This is a genomic window from Mesorhizobium sp. L-8-10 (assembly GCF_016756635.1).
GTDB lineage: Bacteria > Pseudomonadota > Alphaproteobacteria > Rhizobiales > Rhizobiaceae.
The window spans coordinates 6,301,521-6,325,849 of record NZ_AP023263.1 but is presented as its reverse complement, the minus strand read 5'-3'; the positions used below and the strand labels follow the sequence as shown (position 1 = coordinate 6,325,849).

The following is a 24,329-nucleotide window of genomic DNA, read 5'->3' as shown; positions in this document are numbered from 1 at the left end:
CGGGCAAGATTTATGTCTCTCATCGATCAACGCAAGCGAATTCAGCGCACTAATCGTGGTGATCAGGGGCAACTACTCTTCGGGTTCGACGAGCCAACAGCCAGTCGTGTTGGCTCTCCTGCGAACCACGAGGAAAAGGCCATGGAACTGACAGTCAACGGGGCAACACATCAGGTCGATGTCGAACCGGATACGCCGCTGCTCTGGGTGCTGCGCGACGAACTGGGCATGACGGGTACGAAGTATGGCTGCGGCGTCGCCCAGTGCGGCGCATGCACGGTGCTGATCGACGGACAGGCCACGCGATCCTGCGTGACGATGGTGGACAGCGTGGCCGGCGTGGCGATCACGACCATCGAGGCCATCGAGCAGGATCCCGAGGGCAGAAAGGTGGTCGAAGCGTGGATCGCACATCAGGTGCCGCAATGCGGCTATTGCCAGTCCGGCCAGGTCATGGCGGCCACGGCGCTCCTGAAGCAGACGCCGCAGCCCACCCAGGACGACATCGCCGACGCGATGGTGAACCTCTGCCGATGCGGCACCTACAACGCGATCTCGGCTGCCGTCCGGCAGGCCGCCCAGGCGTGAGGAGGGATAGATGAACAACATGACCCTCATCGGGAACCGCTGGTCCACGCCCCGCGAGGACGGACCGCTCAACATTTCGCGTCGCGGCTTCCTCGGCGCCGCCGCAGCGCTCGTGCTTTCGGTCACCGTGCCGGTCGGACGCGCGAGGGCACAGGCCGCTGCTCCTGTCGCGCCCGGCACGCGGGTCTCAGCCTTCCTGGAGATCCGTCCCGACAGCACGGTGCTCTTCCGCAGCGCCTTCATCGAGGGTGGACAAGGCATCTTCACCGCCATGGCGCAGATCGTCGGTGAGGAACTGGACGTCGACCCCGTGAACTTCACGGTCGAGGGCGCTCCTCCCGGCCCCGACTATCTCTTGACCGGTGGCGGCCGTTTCACCGGCGGCAGCATGTCGGTGCGCATGAGCTACGAGACGATGCGCAGGCTTGGCGCATCGGCGCGCCTAATGCTGCTGCAGGCCGCGGCCTCTCGGCTTGGCGTGCCAACTTCGGAACTCTCGACCGAACCCGGCCGCGTGGTTCATGCAGCGTCCGGGCGGGCGATCCCCTACGGGGAAATCGCGGATGCGGCGGCCGACCTGCCGGTCCCAACCGACGTCGTGCTGCGCCCCCGCGCCGACTTCCGCTGGATCGGCAAGCCGGTGGCTCGCCTCGATGTTCGCGACAAGTCGACCGGCAAGGCACTCTACTCGATCGATCAGAAGGTCGACGACATGCTTCACGCCGCCGTCCAGCACAGCCCGCGTCTCGGTGGCGAACCCGGCGCGCTGGCGAATGAAGCGGATGTTCGGCGTATGCCCGGCGTCCACTCCGTTCATAGGCTGCCGGGCGCGGTAGCGGTGCTGGCCGACAGCTGGTGGCGTGCGCGTCGCGCGGTCGAAACCTTGCTGGTCACCTGGACCGAGCCAGCCGCAGGAACCGCGCATGCGATGCCGGCGGATTTCTCCTCCGAAGCCCATATGACGAAGCTGAAAGCGACGCCGGGAGAAGGGGTCGTCTTCGAGACGGTCGGTGATGCGGCGGGCGCGATGCGCGGTGCTCAGCTTGCCGTCGAGGCGACTTATGGCGCTCCTCATCTGGTGCACGGCCAGCTCGAGCCGCCTTCGGCGCTCGCGCGCTGGAATGCGGACGGGACCCTCGAATTGTGGATACCGAACCAGGCGCCCGAGATGTTCCAGGCCGATGCGGCGAAGGTCGCAGGCGTCGAGCCGGACAAGATCATTATTCATTCCCCGATCCTCGGCGGCTTCTTCGGCCGGCATTTCCTCTATCGGACGGCCAATCCGTACCCGCAGGCCATCCTCCTCGCGAAGGCGGCGGGCCGGCCCGTGAAGCTGATCTGGAGCCGCGAGGAGGAGTTCCTGCGCGATGCGCTGCGGCCGATGGGTGCCGTACGTTTCCGTGCGGGCCTCGATGCCGACGGCCTGCCGGTCGCGTTGGACGCCGTTGCGGTCGGAGAAGGCCCGACCGGCCGCTGGTTCGGCCGCCAGGCCGACAAGGTCGACAGTTCAGCGGTCGAGGGTATCGCTGGAAAGATCTATGCGATACCGAACAGGCGTGTCGCCCAGATCCATGTGGACGATCCGGCTATCATCGGCTTCTGGCGTTCGGTCGGCCATTCGATGAACGATTTCTTCTACGAAACATTCTTCGACGAGATGGCTGATGCGGGGAAGCAGGATCCCTATGAATTGCGGCATCGCCTCCTTGCAGACAGCCCGCGGCACAGAAACCTCCTTGTGGCCGTGGCCGATCTTTCCGGCGGATGGCGTCGTGGGCCGTTCACAGCCGAGGATGGCACGCGGCGGGCGCGCGGCGTCGCCATGGCGTCGCCTTTCGGCAGCGAGGTCGCCACGATCGCAGAGGTCTCGCTGCGGGACGGCGGGGTGATTGTCCACGACGTCTGGGTGGCGATCGATCCCGGAAGCATCGTCAATCCCGCCATCATCGAGGCGCAGGTGAACTCCGCCGTCGCCCTCGGCCTGTCCTCGGCGCTGCTCGAGGAAGTCGTCTATGTCGACGGCATGCCGCAGGCGCGCAATTTCGACGGTTATCCCATCCTGCCGCCCGACCGCATGCCGCGCGTGCATGTGCGCATCGTCGAGAGCGGCGCTCCGATGGGCGGTATCGGCGAGCCGGGTCTGCCTGGCGTGCCGCCCGCCGTGGTCAACGCCGCTTCCGTGCTGACGGGCCAGCGCATCCGCAGCTTGCCGCTCTCGAAGCTCGACCTGAAAGGCATGGAAGGATGAGAGGCGCGGTACTCGCCGCCTTGACGGTGATCACGGCGGCTTGGGCAACGGATCTGTCAGTTGCCCAGGAGACCGCTTCAGGCGAACGGCTGTTCCGGCAGCGTTGCGGGTCCTGCCACCAGATCGCGACCACCAGGAACGGCGCCGGGCCTCACCTGCAGGGCGTGGTCGGCCGCGCTGGCGGCAGCGTCGACGGGTTCAACTATTCGCCCTCCCTGCGCGACTCCGGCATCACCTGGACGCCCGAGACGCTGGAAACCTACCTCGCGAATCCTACGGCGATGGTGCCGGGCACACGGATGGTTCAGCGCTTCAACAACGCAGACGAGCGGCGTGCGATCATCGCGTTCCTGAACGGCCGGTAACGCGGCGCCAAGGCCTGCTTCGAGCCGCGGTGCTGGAACCGCCGGACGGCGCGGTCCGTTTGCGGGCTTTGTCGGTGAACCTCCGGATCGCAGCCGCGGATCCGGGCTTCACCGACCGGCGCCTCCGCCAGCGCGGCAGGGTTGCCGCGCAGGACCTTCCGCCGGGCGAAAAGCTGGAACGCTGGGTGTTGACCATCCTTTCGCTGGAGCGAGACCGCTACGACGCCGGCCCCGGGCTTTTCAACGCTTGTCTCGAGCTGGCCGCCGACCACATGGACATCGTCGCGGCACACACTTCCAACCTGAGCCGGGCGCTGGAGCGCATCCTGAGCGATCTGGTCCCTCCGAACGCACTCGAGGAAACGGTGGCCGTCGTGGAAGACGCGACAGTGCTGTTCCGGGTGCCCATGAACATCGCGCGGTTCCGGCCCGTGCGACCGACGCGCGGGCGAAAGCAGTCGTGGCCCTTTTGCGGCGGCGATCGGGTAACGGCACCCGGTTCCGCGTCGCGGTCGCTCGCGCCGGGAATGGGTTTCAAATGCGGGAATGAACTGACAGTTGTGAGCAAAGACGCTCTGTCGAAGATGGTATACGATCCTCGCGCCGATGCGGCACCGCCCGATGCCTCCGTCAATTGGCCGCATGGCGCGATTGTTGGCAGGGGTGCCGTCAAGGGTTATGTGATCGGCATGCTTTTCTGGATCGTGGCCGCTCTGCTTACCTTGGGTGCCAGCCTTGCCGTCCTGGCGCCGCTTGCGCGAGGGCGCCGCTCGGTTGCCACGGCCGCCGATCACGATCTCGAAGTCTACAAGGATCAGCTTCAAGAGTTGGAGCGCGACGTCGGTCGCGGACTGATCAACCCGACCGAGGCGGAGCAGGCCCGCGCCGAGATCGGCCGCCGCATCCTGAAGCTCGGCGAGCGCGGGAACGGCGGACGGAGCGCCTTGGCCTCGCCGACAGCGCGCATGGCCGGCATGGCGGCGGTTCTCGCGGTGCCGGTCGTGAGCTGGGCGCTCTACGGCTATCTCGGCTCGCCCGATCTGTCTTCGCAACCCCTCCAGGCGCGGCTCGAAGCCGATCCGGCGAAGAGCTCGATCGACGAACTGGTGGCGCGCGCCGAGAAGCACCTTGCGGCCAACCCCAATGACGGCAAGGGCTGGGACGTTCTCGCCCCGGTCTATCTGCGCATGGGGCGCTTCGCCGATGCCGTCGGTGCCTATCACGCGGCGATCCGCCTCGAAGGGTCGACCGCGGCCCGCGAGTCCGGGCTCGGTGAGGCGATGGCTTCGGCCGCCGACGGCGTCATTTCCGACGAGGCCGAGGCAGCGTTCAACAGGGCCCTGAGGCTGGAGCCTGACTATCCCAAGGCGCGTTTCTATCTGGCGACCGCCATGGCGCAGGACGGGAAGCTTCAGGAGGCAGTCGCGGCCTGGCGAGAGATGCTCGTCAAGCTGCCCGCGGATTCACCGTGGCGCGTTCCTGTCGAGCAGGCCGTCGCCGAGGCCGACAAGCGCCTTGCCGCCGGCAAGGCACCTTCCACCACATCGGAGGCCACCACCTCGGGGGCCACCACCTCGACCACGCCGGGACCGACGCAGGACGACGTGGAGGCGGCCGCCACCATGTCCGATGCCGACCGCAACGCCATGATCGAGGCCATGGTCGCGGGGCTCGACCAAAAGCTTCGCCAGAACCCCAGGGATCTGGAAGGATGGCAGCGGCTCGTCCGTTCATACCTGGTGCTCGGCCGCAAGACAGATGCGCTGGATGCGATGAGCCGCGGCGTGGCGGCCCTGGGCGAGGGGAGTGTGGAAGCCACGGCGCTGACGCAATTCGCAGCGACCCTCGGACTGAGCGGGACCGAGTAGGACATGACACGCAAGCAGAAGAGATTGTCTGTCATCGGCGGCGCGCTGGCCTTTCTCGGCCTCGCGACCTTCCTGACTTTCTGGGCGCTCGGCCAGAAGGCATCCTATTTCTACATGCCCGGCGATCTCGCGGCCAATCCGGTAAGCGAGGGCCAGCGCATCCGGCTCGGCGGGCTTGTCGCGAAGGGGTCGATCCAGCGCGGGCAGGGGACGGAGGTCGATTTCGCCATCACCGACCAGGTCGACACGGTCAAGGTGGTCTATAATGGCATCCTGCCCGACCTGTTTCGCGAAGAGCAGGGCGTCATCACCGAAGGCAGCTTCGGCCCCGGCGGCGTCTTCGTTGCGGACAGCGTGCTGGCCAAGCATGATGAGACCTACATGCCGAAGGAAGTCGCGGAAGGCCTGAAGGAAAAGGGCCTCTGGCAGGAGAGCCAATAGTTCCATGGTCGAGATCGGTCACTTCGCGCTCGTGCTCGCCTTCGCCATGGCGCTGGTCCAGGCGAGCGTGCCGCTCGTAGGCGCGCGCATGGGCGACGAGCGGCTGATGGCGGTCGGCGGGCCAGTCGCCGCCACCGGATTCGCCCTTACGGCGCTGTCCTTCCTGGTGCTCACGCTGGCCTACATGCAATCGGATTTCTCCGTGGCCAATGTCTGGCAGAATTCCCATTCGCTGAAGCCGATGCTCTACAAGGTCACCGGAACCTGGGGCAATCATGAAGGCTCGATGCTGCTCTGGGTGGTGATCCTGACCTTCTTCGGGGCGCTCGTCGCCGCCTTCGGCCGCAATCTTCCCGCCACGCTCAAGGCCAATGTGCTAGCGGTCCAGGGATTGATCGGCGTCGCCTTCCTGCTGTTCATCCTCGTCACGTCCAACCCCTTCGTCCGGCTCGATCCGGCGCCGATCGAAGGCCAGGACCTCAATCCGCTGCTGCAGGATATCGGCCTCGCCGTCCATCCGCCTCTGCTTTATCTCGGCTATGTCGGCTTCTCCGTCTGCTTCTCCTTCGCTGTCGCGGCCCTCATCGACGGCCGTATCGATGCGGCGTGGGCACGCTGGGTGCGGCCGTGGACGCTCGCCGCCTGGACGTTCCTCACCGGCGGCATCGCGATGGGGTCCTACTGGGCCTATTACGAGCTCGGCTGGGGCGGCTTCTGGTTCTGGGACCCGGTCGAGAACGCCTCCTTCATGCCCTGGCTGGCGGGAACGGCGTTGCTGCATTCGGCGATCGTGATGGAGAAGCGCTCGGCGCTGAAGATCTGGACTCTGCTGCTCGCCATCCTGACCTTCTCGCTGTCGCTGCTCGGCACCTTCCTGGTGCGCTCGGGCGTGCTCACCTCGGTTCATGCCTTCGCTACGGATCCCAGCCGAGGCGTCTTCATCCTGGCCATCCTGACCCTGTTCATCGGCGGCTCGCTTTCGCTCTTCGCGCTGCGTGCGCCCTCGCTCACCGCTGGCGGCGTCTTCCACCCGATCTCGCGGGAAGGGGCGCTGGTGCTCAACAACCTGTTCCTGACGACGGCGACTGCCACGGTTTTCATCGGCACGCTCTATCCGTTGTTCATCGAAGCCTTCGCCGGCGACAAGATCTCGGTGGGCGCGCCGTTCTTCAACCTGACCTTCGGCCCGCTGATGCTGCCGCTGCTCGCCCTGGTGCCGTTCGGCCCCCTGCTCGCCTGGAAGCGCGGCGACCTGCTGGCTGCCGCGCAGCGCCTGATGGCGGCCTTCGGCGGGGCGCTGGTCGCGGTGCTCGTCACGCTTCTTTTCGTCGACGGCGCCTCGGTCTTCGCGGCATTGGGCTGCGGCCTGGCCGCCTGGCTGGTGCTGGGTGCCCTGACCGACCTCGCGCTTCGCGCCGGGCTGGGCGCCGCCGCGCCCTCGGTGATGCTGCGACGCTTCGTCGGCCTGCCGAAGTCGGTCTTCGGCACGACGCTTGCGCATCTCGGCCTCGGCCTGACCGTGCTGGGCATCGTCAGCGTGGTGTCGCTGGAGACCGAGAGGATCGTCGCCGTGCGGCCCGGCGCGACCATCGACATCGCCGGCTACACATTGCGATTCGATCGCATGGAGAAGGTGATCGGCCCAAACTACACCGAGGATCGTGCGCGCTTCCTGCTCGAGCGGCCGGGCAGGGCGCTTGGCCAGATCACTTCGGCCAAGCGGCTCTATCCCGTCCGCCAGATGCCCACCACCGAGGCCGGCATCCGCACGCTCGGCCTGAGCCAGCTCTATGTCTCGCTCGGCGACGCCACGCAGGATGGGGCGATCGTGGTCCGCGTCTGGTGGAAGCCGATGGTGACGCTGATCTGGGGCGGCGCGCTCGTCATGATGTTCGGCGGCTTCGTGTCGCTGCTCGACCGGCGGCTGCGTGTGGGCGCGCCGGCGCGCGCCAGGCGGCAGGGTGCGGCCAAACCGGTCGCAGCCGCGCCGTGACCGCGCTGCGAGCCGTCGCCTGTTGGCTGCTGCTGGCCGCCCTGCTTGCGGGCCCCGCGGCCTATGCCGTCCAGCCCGACGAGATGCTGAAGGATCCCGCTCTCGAGCAAAGGGCGCGCCGGCTTTCGGCCGAACTGCGCTGCATGGTCTGCCAGAACCAGTCGATCGACGATTCGGATGCCGACCTCGCCCGCGACCTCCGCATCCTGGTGCGCGATCGCCTGAGCGCCGGCGACAGCGACCGGCAGGTGCTCGACTACATCGTTTCGCGCTATGGCGAGTTCGTGCTCCTCAAGCCGCGCTTCAGCCTGCGCAACGCGATCCTGTGGTCGGTGCCGGCCATCCTGCTGCTGGCCGGCGGCACGTTCCTGATCGTTTCGGCGCGAACTCGCCGCCGTCCCGCCGGCGAGCCGCTGACGGCCGAAGAGAACGAGGCGCTGGCGAGGATGCTGAAGGACGGCGAGTGAGGCCGGCCTCCTTCGACGCCGGAGTGAGATGCCGAAGGACAATCAGCAGGTTAGCCAACATTACGAAAGTTTCATCCCGCGGCAATGACGCCGTAATGTGACGCTATCTATTTCTGGCTGCAGCGGATGCCCCCAAGACGCATCCCTTCAGCCACAAGAGGACAGAGCGCAATGAACCTTCAATCCAATTCCAGCTCGGGCACCCGCAAGCGTCTGCTGGCCGCGGCCGCTTCGGTCGCCGTAGCCGGGGCAATCGGCCTCGGAGCCGTCACGTCGGGAACCGTTCCCGTCTTCGCCGATCCGGTTCGCGTCGACGCCCCGCAGGTGCCGAGCTTCTCCGATGTCGTCGAGCAGGTCAGCCCGGCGGTCGTCAGCGTCCGCGTCAAGGCCAAGTTCGAGGGCGCTTCGGACGACGGTTCCGGCTTTTTCTCCGGACCGCAGGGTTTCGACAGCCTGCCCGATGGGCATCCGCTCAAGCGCTTCTTCCGCGAGTTCCGCGGTGACGGCGATCGCGATGGCGAGCGCCGCTTCCGTCGCGACCGCCGCGACGGCTCTCCGCGTCCCGTCTCCCAGGGTTCCGGCTTCTTCATCTCCGAGGACGGCTATCTGGTGACCAACAACCATGTGGTCGAGGGCGGCACGGAGTTCACCGTCGTCACCAATGACGGCAAGGAGCTCGACGCCAAGCTCATCGGCACCGATCCGCGCACGGATCTCGCCGTGCTCAAGGTCGATGACGGCAACAAGCATACCTATGTCGACTTCGCCGACGATGCGAAGGTCCGCGTCGGCGACTGGGTGGTCGCGGTCGGCAATCCGTTCGGCCTCGGCGGCACCGTGACTGCCGGCATCGTCTCGGCTCGCGGCCGCGATATCGGCGCCGGCCCCTATGACGATTTCATCCAGATCGACGCGGCGGTGAACCGCGGCAATTCGGGCGGTCCGGCCTTCAACCTCAATGGCGAGGTCGTGGGCGTCAACACGGCGATCTTCTCGCCCTCGGGCGGCAATGTCGGCATTGCCTTCGCCATCCCCGCCTCGACGGTACGCGAAGTCGTGGGCGACCTGATGCGTGACGGCACGGTCCAGCGCGGCTGGCTCGGCGTTCACATCCAGCCGGTCAACAAGGATATCGCCGAATCGCTCGGCCTGAAGTCGGAGAAGGGCGCGCTCGTCTCCCAGACCGAGGACGACGGTCCAGGCAAGAAGGCCGGCATCGCCGCCGGTGACGTGATCACCTCCGTCGACGGCAAGGAAGTGGCTTCGCCGCGCGAACTGGCCCGCATCATCGGCGCCATCCAGCCCGGCAAGAGCGTCGAGGTCACGCTGTGGCGGGACGGCAAGTCGGAGACCGTCAAGGTCGACCTCGGCACGCTGCCGGGCTCCGACAAGCAGGCGAAGGCCGAGCAGACGGCGCCTCAGGACGCCAACGCGCTCGAGGATCTCGGCCTGACCGTCACCCGCGCCGAGGACGGCAAGGGGGTGGTCGTGACCGACGTGGAGCCGGGCAGCGACGCCGCCGATCGCGGCATCCAGCCGGGCGACGTGATCGTCGCGGTCAATTCCAGGGACGTCTCGAACAGCGACGAGGTCACGGCGGCGGTCGCCGACGCGGCCAAGTCCGGACGCAAGGCGGTGCTCGTGCAGATCATGCGCGACGATACCAGCCGCTTCGTGGCCCTGCCGGTCGCCAAGGGCTGATCAAGCAACGGCGCTCGCGGTTTTCGCGGTCCCAGCCCTCAAGAGCTGCCGCCTGCCGCGAGAGCCCCGGAGCCGGTGCTATGTCAGTTTCGTGCCGGTTCCGGCGGCAGCAGGTGTCCGACACCTGCTGCCGCATTCGTGTCGGGCACAAAGGGTGCTTGACGCTGCACGTGACTGGAGCTGAACATGGAACCCCACGTCTCCACCGATCCGGATTTCGCGTATAACGGGTTCATGAAGATTCTTGTCATCGAAGACGACCGTGAGGCTGCGGATTACATGGTCAAGGCCTTCGATGAGGCCGGCCATACGGCCCATCAGGCCGCCGATGGCGAGACCGGATTCGCCATGGCCGATGCCGGCGACTACGACGTGATGATCGTCGATCGCATGCTGCCGCGTCGCGACGGTCTTTCGATCATCGCCGATCTGCGCTCGCGCGGCAACAAGACGCCGGTGCTCATCCTGTCTGCCCTGGGCGAGGTCGACGACCGGGTGACCGGCCTGCGCGCCGGCGGCGACGACTATCTGACCAAGCCCTTTGCCTTCTCCGAACTGCTGGCGCGCGCCGAGGTGCTCAACCGCCGCGGCGGATCCAAGGAGGTCGAGACGGTCTACCGGACCGGGGACCTCGAGCTCGACCGGCTCTCGCATACGGTGAAGCGCGCCGGCCGGGAGATCATCCTCCAGCCGCGCGAATTCCGCCTGCTCGAATATCTGATGCGCAATGCCGGGCGGGTGGTCACCCGCACCATGCTCCTCGAGAATGTGTGGGACTATCACTTCGATCCGCAGACCAATGTCATCGACGTTCACGTCTCGCGGCTGAGGGGCAAGATCGAGAAGGGTTTCGACAGTGCGATCCTCCACACGATCCGCGGCGCCGGCTACATGCTGAAGGCCTAGCAGCCTGTCGGGCTGGGGCAATTGAGATTGAGTGAACAGGGATGGGTCGGCGAAAATTTCATGATCTGGGTCTTTTGATGATGCACTTCGGCCCTTCGACGATGGATCGAGCGGCGCCGGAATGGGCGCCACGCCCTCATGCCCGGCAGAGGGCGAACATCCGCTTCATGTTCCAGGCCATGGTGACCAGGTTCCACTCTCCTTTGACGTTTTCGAGGCCGCGCAGGTGAAACTGTCGGAAGCCCATGACCGATTTGATGATGCCGAACACGGGCTCGGGTGTCTGCTTGCGCAGCGCATAGACCTTGCGGCCTTCCGGCGTCGCCAGCCGATGCTGCATCGCCTCCACCGGTGTCGGGTTCTGCGGCGCCGGCGGCGCGGCGGCGAAGCGTTCCTTCCAGGATCGATTGTGGTGCTCACGGCCCGGTGCGATCATCGGCGTGATCCCGGCCTCGACGCAGGCCGCGACATTGGCCTGGCTGAAATAGCCGCTGTCGGCCAGCAGCGTCTCGGCGCTGCCCAGCGTTGCGGCAACGGCGGCCAGCTTGTCCAGCATCGGCGCGATCTGCTGCTTGTCGTTGGCCGCCTGCACCACGTCGTTGCAAACCACCAGCATGCTGCCGGCCGCCACCGCGGCCTGGGCGTTGTAGGCCTGATCGAAGCCGCCGCCGGCCACCGGCATGATGCGCGAATCCGCGTCCGTCAGATTGACCTGATCCTTGGGTCCCGGGTCGGCGGTCGGCGGCAGTGGCGGCTTGCCGCCGGGCTTGCGACCGCGCTTCTTCGCCTTCTCTTCGCGCGCCTTCAGCTTGGCTTCATGCTCGGCCTGCTCGCGCCCAAAGCGCTCCCTGGCACGCGCCTCGATCGTCGCCTTGGCCTCGGCGATCCGCCGCAGCCGCTTCTCGCGAAGGGCCAGTTCCTCGGGAACCGACATGCCGTCCGGCACATCCGCCTTGTCGGCCGCCTCGGCCAGCGCCATCAGTTCCTTCACCTCGGTCTTCAACTGCGCCTCGATCCTGCTCGCATGCTCCCAGGACAGCGCGCTGTGCCGGCTGGCATTGGCGTGCACCTTGGTGCCGTCCAGCGCCACCGTTCCAAGCTTCAGCATTCCGGCTTCCCGGGCCAGCACCAGGACCTCGGTGAACAGCCGCTCGATGTCACCAAGGAAGCGACGGCGGAAGGCGGCAATGGTGTCGTGGTCGGGATGGTCGTTGGCGGCGATGAAGCGAAACGCCACCGAATCGTAAGTCGCCCGCTCCAGCTTGCGGCTCGAGAAAACCCCGGTGGCGTAGCCGTAGACCAGCAGGCCAAGCAAGACGCTCGGATGATAGGAGGCCGAGCCCGCGCCGCGATAGGCCTTGACCATCCGCGACAGGTCCAACTGATCGATCACCTCCACCACGAAGCGCGCCAGATGCCGCTCCGGCAGCCATTCGTCCACCGAGGGCGGAAGCAAAAAACCCGTCTCACGGTCGACCTGGCGGAAATTGCTCATTGGCGGCGCTCAATCCAGGAGAATCAATCCATGAAATTGAATCGCATCTTGGATGCCGCCTCAAGTCCGACAGGCTGCTAGAGCGTGACGCGGTCCGGCTTCGCCGTCGGGAGAGACTCGCGGTCGGGCCGCATGGCACCCTGACATGTGGCACACCCTTACCTCCATCATGAAGACGACCGCCGCGCGTCTGTCGGCGCTCTATTTCCTGCTGTTCGGCATTTGCGCGATCTTCCTGGTCTTCTACATGACGTCGCTGTCGGTGCGAATGCTGACGGTGCAGACGCAGGAGACGATCAACGAAGAGGTTCAGGGACTCGTCGCAGCCTATCAGAGAGGCGGTCTGCCGCTTCTGGTCCGCACGATCGAGCGGCGCGCCCGGCAGCCCGGCGCCAATCTCTATCTGATCGCCGATCCGAACGGGCGCATCCTGTCCGGCAATGTAGAAAGCCTGGCGCCCGGCGTACTTGCGGCCGAGGGTTGGACGGGGCGCCCGTTCGCCTATCAGCGCTACGGTGACGCGGGCGCCCAGGAACGGGCCGGCAGCGACAGGGTGACGCGTGCCGGCGAGACCGGACACGACGCGATCGCTCTCGTGCTGCGGCTGCCCAATCAGATGATCGTGCTCGTCGGACGCGACCTCGGCGAGCCCGAGCGCTTCCGCGACGTGGTGCGGCGCGCTTTGATGGTGGCGCTCGGCATGATGAGCCTGGGCGGCCTGGCGATCTGGTTTCTGGTCGGGCGCAGGGCGCTGAAGCGCATCGACAGCATATCGGCTGCGAGCGCTCGCATCATGGGCGGTGACCTCGCGGGCAGGCTGCCGGTGAGCGGTGCGGGCGACGAGTTCGACCGGCTCTCCGAAAACCTCAACATGATGCTGACCAGGATCGCCAGCCTCAACGAGGGGCTGAAGCAGGTCTCCGACAACATCGCCCACGACCTGAAGACGCCGCTGACGCGGTTGCGCAACCGCGCCGAGGCGGCACTGGCCAAAGCGAGCGAGCCGGCCGAGTATCGCGAGGCGCTGGAGCGCACGATCGCCGAATCGGATCAACTCATCCGCACCTTCAACGCGATCCTGATGATCTCGCGGCTCGAAGCCGGCTATTCCTCAGAGACGGTCTCGAAGGTCGACCTCGTCGATCTGGTGCGGGACGTGGTCGAACTTTACGAGCCGGTCGCCGAGGAGAGCGGCGTAACGCTCGACGCCGAAATCGGCGGACCGCAGGTCGTCGCCGGCAACCGCGAGCTGATCGCGCAGTCGCTCTCGAACGTCGTCGACAACGCGATCAAATACTCGTCCGCCCCCGATCGCAAGCCCAAGGTAGCCGTCTGCCTCGATCGCGTCGACGGGGAGATTCGCCTGACGGTGTCCGACGACGGCCCTGGAATCCCTGACGATGCGGACCGGCAGCGCGCGACCGAACGATTCGTGCGGCTGGAGAAGAGCCGCTCGCAGCCGGGCTCCGGCCTTGGACTGAGCCTCGCCAAGGCCGTGATGAAGTTCCACCGCGGACGACTTGATCTTTCCGCCCGCGATCCGGGATTATCTGTCACCATGGCATTTCCCGGGACGCAAGGGTGACGGATGAGCGCTGAAAAGGCGATAGGAAAGACGGATCTTGGCTGGTTCGGCGGACCGGCACGGGTGCTTAGGCCCCTCGATCCCGACGAGGCCCGCGGCGCGCTTGCCGAGCTGTCGGCGGTGGCCAAGGAGGCGGACCTGCCGAGGCTCGCGAAGCTGCTTGCCGCAAAGGGCGTCCTGCAGGATTTCCTCGGCGCCGCCTTGAACCTCTCCTTCTTCCTGCGCGACTGCGCGCGCAGGCGTCCCCAGATGCTGGACCGGCTGTTCGACGAGACCACCGGGCAGAGGCTGGACGCGATCGCGGAGGCCATCGCAAGGGCGCCGTTCGCTGCGGAGGTAACCGAAGCGGCATTGATGTCCGCCTTGCGCGCGCTGAAGACGGAAGCGCATTTCCTGATCGCGCTGTCGGAACTGGCGGGCGAGGTCGAGACGGAGACGACTGTGCGCCGGTTGAGCGATCTCGCCGATCGCTGCGTGACGGCGGCCGTGGCCTTCCTGCTGCGGGACGCGCACTTCAACGGCAAGCTCGCGCTGCCCGATCCCGAGCGGCCGTCGGAAGGCTCCGGCTGGATCCTGCTGGGCATGGGCAAGCTCGGCGCCCATGAGCTCAACTTCTCCTCCGACATCGATCTCGTCGTGTTCTTCGATCCGGATGCCCCGGCGATCCGCGACCCCTACGAAGCGAGCGATCTCTTCGCGCGGCTGACGCGCCGGCTCGTCCGCATCCTGCAGGACCGGACCGATGCCGGCTATGTGTTCCGCACCGATCTCAGGCTCAGGCCCGATCCCGGCTCGACGCCGCTCGCCATCCCGGTGCTGGCCGCGCTGAACTACTACGAGGCAAGAGGCCAGAACTGGGAGCGGGCCGCCATGATCAAGGCGCGGCCGGTCGCCGGCGACCTCGCCGCCGGCGAGCGCTTCCTGAAGGAACTGCAGCCCTATGTCTGGCGCAAATATCTGGATTATGCGGCGATCGCCGACATCCATTCGATCAAGCGGCAGATTCATGCGCACAAGGGTCACGGCGAGATCGCGGTCAAGGGCCACAACGTCAAGCTCGGCCGGGGCGGCATCCGCGAGATCGAGTTCTTCGTGCAGACACAGCAGCTGATCGCGGGCGGGCGCTTCCCCGAACTGCGCCGGCGCGAAACCGTTTTGATGCTGGCCGAACTCGCTGCGCGGGGCTGGATCACGGCGGAAGCGCGCGACGCACTCACCAGGCAATACTGGTTCCTGCGCAGCGTCGAGCATGCCGTGCAGATGGTGGCCGACGAGCAGAGCCATACGCTGCCGGAGGAAGACGAGGGGCTGGAGCGCATCGCTCGACTGCTCGGCTATGACGGCGCGGCCGCCTTCTCCGACGTGTTCCGCCAGTCGCTGCATCTGGTCGAACAGCATTATGCGGCGCTGTTCGAGACCGCGCCGCAGCTTTCGGCCGGTGTCGGCAATCTCGTCTTCACCGGCGATGTCGACGATCCGGACACGTTGCAGACGCTGCACAATCTCGGCTTCAAGCGCCCGAGCGACATCTGCCGGGTCATCCGGACCTGGCATTTCGGTCGTTATCGGGCGACGCGCTCGGCCGAGGCGCGGGAGCGTCTGACCGAGCTCACCCCGGCGCTGCTGGAGGCATTCGGCCAGACCCGGCGGGCGGACGAGGCCATCGTCCGCTTCGACGAGTTCCTTGCCGGGCTGCCGGCCGGCATCCAGCTCTTCTCGCTGTTGCAGTCCAATCCCGGACTGCTGAAGATGATCGCCACCATCATGGGCGCGGCCCCGCGGCTCGCCGGCATCATCACGCGCAGGCCGCATGTCTTCGACGGGCTGCTCGACCCGCTGCGCATGTCGGAGTTGCCTGACAAGCCCTATCTCTCAGCCCGGCTCGCAGCTTTTCTGGAGGGCACGGTGCAGCACGAGGATGTGCTCGACCGGCTTCGGATATTTACATCGGAGCAGAAGTTCCTCATAGGCGTCAGGCTGTTGACCGGCGCGATCGACGCGACGCGCGCCGGCAAGGCCTTCTCCGACCTGGCCGACCTGACGATCGGCGCGGCCTTCGACGCCGTGACGAGGGAATTCGCTAGGCGCCACGGCAAAGTGAAGGGTGCGAGAGCCGTCATCCTGGGCATGGGCAAGCTCGGCAGCCGCGAGCTCACCGCCGGCTCCGATGTCGATCTGATCCTCCTTTACGATCATGACGCCGACGCCGAGGAGTCGGACGGCGACAAGCCCATGGCGCCGTCGCATTATTTCTCGCGGTTGACGCAGCGCCTGATCGCCGCTGTGTCGGCGCCGACGGCGGAAGGCGTTCTTTACGAGCTGGACCTCAGGCTGCGGCCGTCGGGCAACAAGGGCCCGGTCGCGACCCATATCGATGCCTTCCGCAAATACCAGCGGCAGGACGCCTGGACCTGGGAGCACATGGCACTGACGCGGGCCCGGCCCGTGGCCGGCGATGAAAACCTCGCGCAGGATATCGAAGACGAGGTGTGCCAGATCCTGGCGCTGCCGCGTGACAAGGCCAAGATCGCGAAAGAGGCCTCCGACATGCGGGCGCTGATCGAGGAGGAGAAGCCGCCGCGCGACCTTTGGGACCTGAAGCTCGTGCCCGGCGGGCTGATCGACCTGGAATTCATCGCGCAATATGCAGCCCTGACTGGTCAGGCCACCGGCGCTGGCCGGACGACGGGTACCGCGGAGGTCCTTTCGCATCTCGATCCGGCTTTTGCCGACGCGCAGTTGCGCCAGGAACTGGTCGACGCGCATCACCTCTATTCGGCACTGACGCAGATCATCCGCCTCTGCCTGACGGGCGCCTTCGAGCGGGACGACGTTCCGCCGGGCCTCGCCGACCTCCTGCTCGGCGTCACCGATCTTCCCGACTTCGCCGTACTCGAGGCACATGTCGAGGAGACGGCGCGAAGGGTGAGGGAGGATTTCGACCTTCTTCTGCGCGGCAGGCGCGTGAAGTAAGGCGAGCGGCCGTTCAGGCCGCTTGCTTCAACGGCCGGCGCGCCGGGATCCGGACGGAGACGATCGTGCCGACGCCTTCGGTGGAGCGGATCTTGAGCGCCCCGCCATGCAGTTCGGCCAGCGAGCGCGATATTGCCAGACCGAGGCCCGAGCCGGTGTGGTTCTTCGAGAACTGGTTCTGCACCTGCTCGAACGGCCGGCCGAGCTTGCTCAGGGCCTCGCGCGGTATGCCGCAGCCGGTGTCCTCGATCGACAGCATCATGGCCCCGGCGACATTGCGCGCCCTGACCGTGATGCTGCCCCCATGGCCGGTGAACTTCACGGCGTTGGACAGGAGGTTGATGACGATCTGCTTGATGGCGCGCCGGTCGGCGTAGAGCTGCATCGTATCGGCGATCTCGGTCTCGACGGTGATCGACTTGCCGGCGGCCTGCAGCGAGATCACCCGCACGGTCTCGTGGATCAGCGGGCAGAGGTCGATCTCCTCGCTGTCGATGGAAAACTGCCCGGCCTCGATCTTGGACATGTCGAGGATGTCGTTGATCACGTTGAGCAGATATGTGCCGCTGGAATTGATGTCGCGCGAATACTCCTCGTATTTATCCGAGCCGAGCGGGCCGAAAAGGCCCGAACTCATCAGTTCCGAGAAGCCGATGATGGCGTTGAGCGGCGTGCGCAGCTCGTGCGACATATTGGCCAGGAATTCCGACTTGGCGCGGTTTGCCGCCTCGGCGCGCTCCGTCTCCTTCATATATTTGCGGTTGAGCTCGGAAAGCTCCCGGGCACGCTCTTCTTCCGCCTTCCTGGCGAGGCTCAGGTCGTGAATGGTGGCCATCAGGCGGCGCTCGCTGTCGACCAGTTTTTCCTGATGCTGCTTCAGCTGGGTGATGTCGCTGCCGACCGAAACGGTGCCGCCGTCACGGGTCTTGAGCTCGGTCACCTGCAGCCAGCGGCCGTCGGCGAGCTGCCGTTCATAGGTCGAGACGCCGCTCGACCCGCCGGCAAGCCGCCGCTCCGACACCAGGGCGGTCATGCGCGCCTCGATCGCGTCGCGCGGCGAACCGGGAATGACATCGCGGTCGGCCAGTCCGCTGTCCTGCTGGTACTTGCTGTTGCACATGATCAGGCGCTGGGCGGCGTCCCACAGCACGAAGGATTCCGTGATGTTCTCGATCGCCGTGCGCAGGCGAAGATCCGCCGCTTCCGAGCGCAGCGCGAGATGGCGCTGCTCGGTGATGTCGACGGCGATGCCGATGAGCTGGATTTCGGGGGCCTCGGGATCCACGACCTGGGCGCGGGCCCGCATCCAGACCCAGTGGCCGGCGGCGTGCCGCATGCGGAAGACCTGGTCGATATGGTCGGTCTCGCGCGACACGATGCGATTGGCGAGGTCGAACAGGTCGCCGTCGTCGGGATGGATGATCTCGGCCACCTCGCCGAAGGACAGCATCTTCTCGCTGTGCTCGTAGCCGAGCAGGTCGTACATAGACTGCGACCAGTACATCCTGCCGCGCACCATGTCCCAGTCCCACAGGCCGCAGCGGCCGCGCACCAGCGCGAGGTCGATGCGCTGATGAGCCTCCAGATAGATCCGGTCGGCGGCCTGCGCGCGCGCGGCCTGGCTGAAATAGGCGTAGAGGATGATGAGCAGGACGCCGGCTGTCAGCACGAACAGCGTCACGTTCAGCGAAACCGTCTTGCGCCATTCGGCGAAGACTGCCTCCTTCGAGACGAGGGCGGCGGCCGCGCCCCGGCGGTCATCGGCGATGGTGAGCGCGGCGAACCAGTCCTCACCGCCGATCCGGACATCGATGACGCCGGCGCGTTCGCCGAACATGAAAAGCGGCTGACCGCCGCTCAACAGGGCTTCCAGCGACCGGCCGTGCCAGTCCGACGTTTCCGGGGAGACTGCGACGACCTTGAAGTTGCGGTCGGTGATGGCGAGCACATGGCGCGTGCCCATGCCGCCGTGCCGGCCGGTGGTGAGCAGCAGGTCTTCGGCCGACGCCCCTCCGTACAGCATCAGCCCGTTGCCGAGCTCGCCTGAGGCGAGCGCCAGCACGGCCCTGGCATCGCGCTCGATGTCGTCATGCGAGGCGGCGAGCGACATGAAGCGAACCACCGCGACGGCGGCGAGGAAGATGACGATCAGGGCCGGGATCGAGCGACGCAGTAGCGGCTCTGCCGCCAGCAGCCGCCGATAGGCGGGGGCCGCGATGATCTTTGCGTTGCCGGCGGGGCCCGCCTCGCGGCCCGGCCTGCGCCGTGCAAAAATCGTCCCTCCGGGCGCGTTCCACGCGTCCGCATTCGCCATAACTGGCTCCCCGAGAAATTTTCTGTTGAAGATCCGGCCAACGCCGCACTTCCGAATCTGCCACAAAGAATCACTGGTGATTCGGCTTGTCCAGACCCCCGGGAGCCAAATTCCTAAAATTTTACGAAATTGATTCGCAGGGCCGTTTCCACCGGCCCCGACACTGTCGGAAAACGATCACCGGGCCCCCCGCGGACGTGAGCAGTCCGTCGGGCCGCCGATGGCTTCAGGCCAGGGTGCGCTCCACAATGTCGCGCAGATCCGCCGACAGGTCCTTGGCCTCCGAGATGGCGAGCAGCGCCTCGCGGGCCTTGCCCTGCCGGACCGGCTCCAGCGAGCGCCAGGAGCGGAGCGCTGTGGCGAGCCGTGCGGCGACCTGCGGGTTGCTGCGCTCGACCGTCAGCACGGCGTCGACGAACAGGTCGTAGCCGCCGCCGTCGGCGCGGTGGAAGCTGGTCTGGTTGGCGCTGGAGAAGGTGCCGATAAGCGAACGCACGCGGTTCGGATTGGTCATCGAGAAGGCAGGGTGGCGCATAAGCGCAGCAACGGTGTCGACGGTCGCGGCACCCGGCACCGCGGCGCGGATCTGGAACCATTTGTCGAGCACGAGCGCGTCGGACGTGTAGCGCCTCTCGAATGCCGCCAGCGCGGCGCCGGCGGCGTCGGTGGCTGGCTGCCGGTGGGCGAGCACGGTAAGTGCGGCCGCACGGTCCGTCATGTTGGACGCCGTCTCGAACTGGCGCGCCGCACGGCGCGTGTCGCCGGGCTCAAGCGAGAGATAGTCCAGCAGCACGTTGCGCAATGCCCGGCGGCCGGCGCTCGCCGCGTCGGGATAAAACGTGCCGCCGTCGTCGAGCGCGGCATAGAGCCGCTCGAACGTCTCGCCATTGGCGCCGGCGATGAGGCGCGCAAGTGCTTCGCGCGCCGAGAAGATCGCGTCCGGATCGATGTTGTTCCCGATCTCGCGGGCGACATCGGCCTCGCCCGGCAGGGTCAGGGCGAGCGCGCGATAGGCCGGCTCGAGCGATACATCCTCGGCGAAGGCTCCCGCCAGTCCGGCGAGATCGCCGGAGAATTCCGGCGCCTTGCCGCCGCGGATCTGCCGGAAGGCGGTGATCAGCGCGTCGCTGAGCAGCGTATTGAAGGCCTGCCATCGGGAGAAGGTGTCGCTGTCGTGGCGCGCGAGGAAGAAGAGATCCTCCGGCCGCTGCTCGACGGTCAGCGTTATCGGCGCGGAGAAGCCGCGATTGATCGACAGCGCGGGCCTTTCGGCCACGCCCGAAAAGCGGATGCTGTGCCGCCGCTTGCGCAGATGGATCACCCCATCCTCGATCGTGGCGCCGTCGACATCGGTGAAGGCGATGTCCGTTCCACCGTTGCCGACGAGGCCGAAGGCGAGGGGGATGTGCATGAGTCGCTTGCGGCTTTCCGAGGGCGTGGGGGGTACGTTCTGTTCGATCTCGACGGAGAGCACGGCCGCGGCCGGATCGTGGCTGACGCTGACGGCGAGATTGGGCGTGCCGGCCTGATGGTACCACAGGGCGAACTGAGAGAGGTCGCGGCCGGACACGTCCTCGAACACCTTCAGGAAGCTCTCGACCGTCGTGGCCTCGCCGTCGTGGCGCTCGAAATAGAGGTCCATGCCCTTGCGGAACAGGTCGGCGCCAAGGATCGTATGGATCATGCGTACGACCTCCGATCCCTTCTCATAGACGGTCGCCGTGTAGAAGTTGTTGATCTCGCGGTAACGGCGTGGCCGCACCGGATGGGCGAGCGGTCCCTGGTCCTCGGGGAACTGATGTGCCCTCAGCGTTCGCACCTCGGCGATGCGCTTCACCGCCCGCGAACGCTGGTCGGCAGAGAATTCATGGTCGCGATAAACCGTCAGCCCCTCCTTGAGGCAGAGCTGGAACCAGTCGCGGCAAGTGATTCTGTTGCCTGTCCAATTGTGGAAATATTCATGCGCGATGATCGCCTCGATATTGGCGAAATCGCCGTCGGTCGCCGTTTCTGCATCGGCAAGCACATATTTGTCGTTGAAGATGTTGAGGCCCTTGTTCTCCATGGCCCCCATGTTGAAATCCGAGACCGCGACGATATTGAACACGTCGAGGTCGTACTCCCTTCCGAATTTCTCCTCGTCCCAGCGCATCGAGCGTTTGAGCGCGTCCATGGCATAGGCCGCGCGCTCTTCCTTGCCGTGCTCGACATAGATGCCGAGCTCGACCTCGCGGCCCGACATCGTCGTGAAGCTGGCGCCGACGCGGCCGAGATCGCCCGCCACCAGCGCGAAGAGATAGGAGGGTTTCGGGAAGGGGTCGTGCCAGACGGCATAGTGCCGACCACCGTCGAGCCTGCCCTTGTCGACCGGATTGCCGTTGGACAGGAGCAGCGGCGCCTGGCCGGCATCAGCCTCGATACGCACCGTATAGATCGAAAGCACATCGGGCCGGTCCAGGAAATAGGTGATGCGCCGGAAGCCCTCGGCCTCGCACTGCGTGCAATAGACGCCGTTGGAAAGGTACAGCCCCATGAGGGCGAGGTTCTGCGCAGGCGCGATCTCCGTCTCAATGGTGAGGCGGAAGCGGCCGGCCGCGGGTAGCTTCGAGATGACGAGGCTGTCCGGGGTTGCTTCATAATCGGTTGCCGAGGGCGCATTGCCGTCGATCTCCAGCCGCTTCAGCGTCAGGCCGTCGCCGTCAAGGAGCAGCGGCGCACCCTTGGCCACACCCCGCCGGCGCTCGATATCGAGTTCGGCCACGACGACCGTGCGCTCCGGCGACAGACGAAAGTCTAGGCTGATCGACGGAATGAGGTAATCGCTGGGGCGATAGTCCTCGAGCCGGAAGACCTGGCCGGTATCGGTGCGCATGCGGTGTTTCCTGTTTGCTTGCGGCGGGCCGGCGTTCCTGGAATGCCGCAACTGGCCCAACAAAAACGAAGGGGTGCTCTTTACACGAAACATTCCCTCGACAAAACTGCTGCCAAGGTTATTTCAACCCATCCTCTCCACCAATTTGCGAGGCAAGCATGACCGTCGTCACGCCGAAATTCGGGATGGGCGCATCCGTGTTGCGCGTCGAGGACCTGGCCTTCATCACCGGCCAGGGCCGCTATACGGACGACATCGCTCCCGATGGCCTGTTGCACGGCTTCGTGCTGCGCTCGCCGGTGGCGAAAGCCTCCTTCACCATCGCCTCCACGGAAGCGGCCGCCAAAGCCCCCGGCGTGCATCTGGTGTTGACGGGAGCGGATCTGGGTCATCTGGGCGACCTTCGGTCCGGCATGATGCAGAAGCAGCCGGACGGCACCCGCGCGCCGACGCGCGACATTCCGATCCTGTGCCGCGACCGGGTGAACTATGTCGGTGATGCCGTGGCATTCGTCGTCGCCGACAGCCGGGCCCAGGCACAGGATGCCGCCGAACTGATCGACATCGACTACGAGGCCGAGGATGCGGCGGCGGATACGGCGACCGCGCTCGAAGCGGGCACGCCGCTGGTCTGGCCCGAACTCGGCTCGAACCGGGCCTTCCTCAACGAGATGGGCGATCGCGGCAAGACCGACACCGCCTTCGCCAAGGCCGATAAGGTCGTGCGGGTCGAATTCGTGAACAACCGCCTGGTCTGCAACTATATGGAACCGCGCTCGGCGATCGCGGAATGGAAGGAAGACGAGAACCGCTTCGTATTGACGACCGGATCGCAGGGCGTCCATTCGATGCAGACGATCCTGGCCGGCGTCTTCGGCATGCCGACCGACAAGATCCGCGTGATCACCCCCGATGTCGGCGGCGGCTTCGGCCCCAAGAGCTTCGTCTATCGCGAATATGCGCTGGTGATCGAGGCAGCCTCCCGGCTGAAGAAGCCGGTCAAATGGGCCGGCGATCGCACCGAGCACTTCCTGACCGACGCGCAAGGCCGCGACAATGTGGTGAGCGCCGACATGGCGCTGGACAAGACCGGCCGCTTCCTCGGCATGAGGGTGCGACTGGTCGCCAATCTGGGGGCCTATATCTCGCAATACGGCCCCTTCATTCCCTATGTCGGCGCGACCATGTCGACCGGCGTCTACGACATTCCGGCGCTCGACGTGTCGATATCAGGCGTCTACACCAACACCTGCCCGGTCGATGCCTATCGCGGCGCGGGTCGCCCCGAGGCGGCGCTGCTGCTGGAGAAGCTGGTCGATGCCTGCGCGCGCGAACTCGGCATCGGCGTGGAGGAGATCCGGCGCCGCAACTTCATCCGGCCCGAACAGTTTCCCTATCGCACCGCCACCGGCCGGCTTTACGACACGGGCGAGTTCGACGGCCATATGACGCTGGCCATGGAGCGGGCCGGCTGGTCCGGCTTCGAGAAACGGTACAAGGCCGCCGCCGCCGCGGGCAGGATCCGCGGCATCGGCATGGCGACCTATGTCGAGGCCTGTGCCTTTCCGGGGTCCGAGCCGGCCTTTCTGCAACTCAACGCCGACGGAACGGTGACATTGTCGATCGGCACCCAGAGCAATGGCCAGGGCCACGCAACCGCCTATGCGCAGTTCGTCTCGGAGAAGCTCAATCTCGACATTGCGAAGATCAGGGTCCATCAGGGCGACACCGACCGGCTGAAGTCGGGCGGCGGCACCGGCGGGTCGCGCTCGATCCCGCTGGGTGGCGTGTCGACGGCCCGCGCCGGCGAGGACCTGGCGGAGAAGATCCGCAGGATCGCCGCCGACGAGCTGGAGGCTTCGCCCGCCGATATCGAGCTTGTCGACGGGGTTGCCCGCATCGTCGGCACGGACCGGTCGATCGGCTTCGCCGACATCGCCAGGGCGGCAAAGAAGCCGAGCGATATCGAGGGGTTCGGTGAATTCGTTCAGGATGAATGCACCTATCCGAACGGCACCCATATCTGCGAGGTCGAGATCGATCCGGACACCGGCAAGACCGAGATCGTCCGCTACACCATCGTCGACGATTTCGGCGCGACCGTGAACCCGATCCTGCTCGCCGGCCAGGTCCATGGCGGCGTGGTGCAGGGCATCGGCCAGGCGCTGACGGAAAGCACCGTCTATAGCGAGGACGGCCAGCTTCTGACGGCGAGCTTCATGGACTACGCCATGCCGCGTGCCGACACGGTGCCGTCATTCCATTTCGAGACGCGCAACGTGCCGTCGACCACCAATGCGCTCGGCATCAAGGGGGCCGGCGAGGCCGGGACGATCGGCGCGACGCCGGCCGCGCTCAACGCCGTGACCGACGCCCTCTATCGCGCCTATGGTATCCGCCATATCGAGATGCCGGCCACGCCGACGCGCATCTGGAACGCAATTCGTGAAGCCGGATCAGAAGGTTGAGCTGATCTGAAGACTCTCCTCAAGAGGATGACGCCGCATGCATTC

15 protein-coding genes are annotated in these 24,329 nt (G+C 66.2%); 12 read left to right on the top strand and 3 right to left on the bottom strand.

Annotated elements, in window-relative coordinates:
• The first annotated feature begins 141 nt into the window (after positions 1-141).
• From JN280_RS29600 to JN280_RS29560, 9 genes are all read left to right on the top strand, one after another.
• Positions 142-588 carry a (2Fe-2S)-binding protein gene (locus JN280_RS29600; protein ID WP_202307601.1) on the top strand — a complete coding sequence of 149 codons (447 nt, stop codon included), beginning with the start codon at positions 142-144 and terminating at the stop codon, positions 586-588.
• A 10-nt stretch (positions 589-598) separates the two neighbouring features.
• On the top strand, positions 599-2,836 hold the full coding sequence (locus tag JN280_RS29595) for a xanthine dehydrogenase family protein molybdopterin-binding subunit (RefSeq protein ID WP_202307600.1): 2,238 nt from the start codon (positions 599-601) through the stop codon (positions 2,834-2,836).
• 26 nt (positions 2,837-2,862) lie between these two features.
• Positions 2,863-3,201: a c-type cytochrome gene (locus tag JN280_RS29590; RefSeq protein WP_244743632.1), complete on the top strand. Its 339-nt coding sequence runs from the start codon at positions 2,863-2,865 to the stop codon at positions 3,199-3,201.
• Between the two features lie 689 nt (positions 3,202-3,890).
• Complete coding sequence (gene ccmI / locus JN280_RS29585; RefSeq protein WP_202315104.1) at positions 3,891-5,069, top strand: c-type cytochrome biogenesis protein CcmI; 1,179 nt, start codon at positions 3,891-3,893, stop codon at positions 5,067-5,069.
• Positions 5,070-5,072: 3 nt separating this feature from the next.
• Positions 5,073-5,510, top strand: a complete 438-nt coding sequence (ccmE, locus tag JN280_RS29580; RefSeq protein ID WP_202307598.1) for a cytochrome c maturation protein CcmE — start codon at positions 5,073-5,075, stop codon at positions 5,508-5,510.
• Between the two features lie 4 nt (positions 5,511-5,514).
• Complete coding sequence (locus JN280_RS29575) at positions 5,515-7,503, top strand: heme lyase CcmF/NrfE family subunit (protein WP_202307597.1); 1,989 nt, start codon at positions 5,515-5,517, stop codon at positions 7,501-7,503.
• The gene (locus tag JN280_RS29570) at positions 7,500-7,970 is read left to right on the top strand and encodes a cytochrome c-type biogenesis protein (protein WP_202307595.1); all 471 of its coding nucleotides are present in this window, start codon (positions 7,500-7,502) and stop codon (positions 7,968-7,970) included. The genes JN280_RS29575 and JN280_RS29570 overlap by 4 nt, the downstream gene beginning before the upstream one ends.
• 171 nt (positions 7,971-8,141) lie before the next feature.
• The gene (locus tag JN280_RS29565; RefSeq protein ID WP_202307594.1) at positions 8,142-9,671 is read left to right on the top strand and encodes a Do family serine endopeptidase; all 1,530 of its coding nucleotides are present in this window, start codon (positions 8,142-8,144) and stop codon (positions 9,669-9,671) included.
• 234 nt (positions 9,672-9,905) lie between these two features.
• Positions 9,906-10,577 carry a response regulator transcription factor gene (locus JN280_RS29560; protein WP_202315103.1) on the top strand — a complete coding sequence of 224 codons (672 nt, stop codon included), beginning with the start codon at positions 9,906-9,908 and terminating at the stop codon, positions 10,575-10,577.
• A gap of 136 nt (positions 10,578-10,713) precedes the next feature.
• Here JN280_RS29560 and JN280_RS29555 read toward each other — a convergent pair whose 3' ends face one another.
• Positions 10,714-12,072, bottom strand: a complete 1,359-nt coding sequence (locus tag JN280_RS29555) for an IS1182 family transposase (protein ID WP_202307593.1) — start codon at positions 12,070-12,072, stop codon at positions 10,714-10,716.
• Between the two features lie 145 nt (positions 12,073-12,217).
• Between JN280_RS29555 and JN280_RS29550 the strand changes: the two genes are divergently transcribed.
• Positions 12,218-13,657, top strand: coding sequence for a sensor histidine kinase (locus tag JN280_RS29550; RefSeq protein ID WP_202307592.1), 1,440 nt, complete (start codon positions 12,218-12,220; stop codon positions 13,655-13,657).
• A gap of 3 nt (positions 13,658-13,660) precedes the next feature.
• A complete protein-coding gene (locus JN280_RS29545) occupies positions 13,661-16,630 on the top strand; it encodes a bifunctional [glutamine synthetase] adenylyltransferase/[glutamine synthetase]-adenylyl-L-tyrosine phosphorylase (RefSeq protein WP_202307591.1) in 2,970 nt (989 codons plus the stop codon).
• Between the two features lie 13 nt (positions 16,631-16,643).
• Here JN280_RS29545 and JN280_RS29540 read toward each other — a convergent pair whose 3' ends face one another.
• Together JN280_RS29540 and pepN are read right to left on the bottom strand one after the other, a co-directional pair.
• The gene (locus JN280_RS29540) at positions 16,644-18,944 is read right to left on the bottom strand and encodes a PAS domain-containing sensor histidine kinase (protein WP_202307590.1); all 2,301 of its coding nucleotides are present in this window, start codon (positions 18,942-18,944) and stop codon (positions 16,644-16,646) included.
• A gap of 226 nt (positions 18,945-19,170) precedes the next feature.
• Positions 19,171-21,816 carry an aminopeptidase N gene (gene pepN / locus JN280_RS29535; RefSeq protein WP_202307589.1) on the bottom strand — a complete coding sequence of 882 codons (2,646 nt, stop codon included), beginning with the start codon at positions 21,814-21,816 and terminating at the stop codon, positions 19,171-19,173.
• A 158-nt stretch (positions 21,817-21,974) separates the two neighbouring features.
• Here pepN and JN280_RS29530 point away from each other — a divergent pair, with 158 nt between their 5' ends.
• Positions 21,975-24,284 (top strand): xanthine dehydrogenase family protein molybdopterin-binding subunit, encoded by a 2,310-nt coding sequence (locus JN280_RS29530; RefSeq protein ID WP_202307588.1) that lies wholly within the window; start codon positions 21,975-21,977, stop codon positions 24,282-24,284.
• Positions 24,285-24,329 lie beyond the last annotated feature (45 nt).

Excerpts from the sequence above, each read along its gene's own strand:
- JN280_RS29530 (WP_202307588.1), top strand. The coding sequence starts at position 21,975 with ATGACCGTCGTCACGCCGAAATTCGGGATGGGCGCATCCGTGTTGCGC.
- JN280_RS29595 (WP_202307600.1), top strand. The coding sequence starts at position 599 with ATGAACAACATGACCCTCATCGGGAACCGCTGGTCCACGCCCCGCGAG.
- ccmE (WP_202307598.1), top strand. The coding sequence starts at position 5,073 with ATGACACGCAAGCAGAAGAGATTGTCTGTCATCGGCGGCGCGCTGGCC.
- JN280_RS29565 (WP_202307594.1), top strand. The coding sequence starts at position 8,142 with ATGAACCTTCAATCCAATTCCAGCTCGGGCACCCGCAAGCGTCTGCTG.
- JN280_RS29550 (WP_202307592.1), top strand. The coding sequence starts at position 12,218 with ATGTGGCACACCCTTACCTCCATCATGAAGACGACCGCCGCGCGTCTG.
- pepN (WP_202307589.1), bottom strand. The coding sequence starts at position 21,816 with ATGCGCACCGATACCGGCCAGGTCTTCCGGCTCGAGGACTATCGCCCC.
- JN280_RS29540 (WP_202307590.1), bottom strand. The coding sequence starts at position 18,944 with ATGGCGAATGCGGACGCGTGGAACGCGCCCGGAGGGACGATTTTTGCA.
- JN280_RS29555 (WP_202307593.1), bottom strand. The coding sequence starts at position 12,072 with ATGAGCAATTTCCGCCAGGTCGACCGTGAGACGGGTTTTTTGCTTCCG.
- ccmI (WP_202315104.1), top strand. The coding sequence starts at position 3,891 with ATGCTTTTCTGGATCGTGGCCGCTCTGCTTACCTTGGGTGCCAGCCTT.
- JN280_RS29600 (WP_202307601.1), top strand. The coding sequence starts at position 142 with ATGGAACTGACAGTCAACGGGGCAACACATCAGGTCGATGTCGAACCG.
- JN280_RS29575 (WP_202307597.1), top strand. The coding sequence starts at position 5,515 with ATGGTCGAGATCGGTCACTTCGCGCTCGTGCTCGCCTTCGCCATGGCG.
- JN280_RS29560 (WP_202315103.1), top strand. The coding sequence starts at position 9,906 with ATGAAGATTCTTGTCATCGAAGACGACCGTGAGGCTGCGGATTACATG.
- JN280_RS29545 (WP_202307591.1), top strand. The coding sequence starts at position 13,661 with ATGAGCGCTGAAAAGGCGATAGGAAAGACGGATCTTGGCTGGTTCGGC.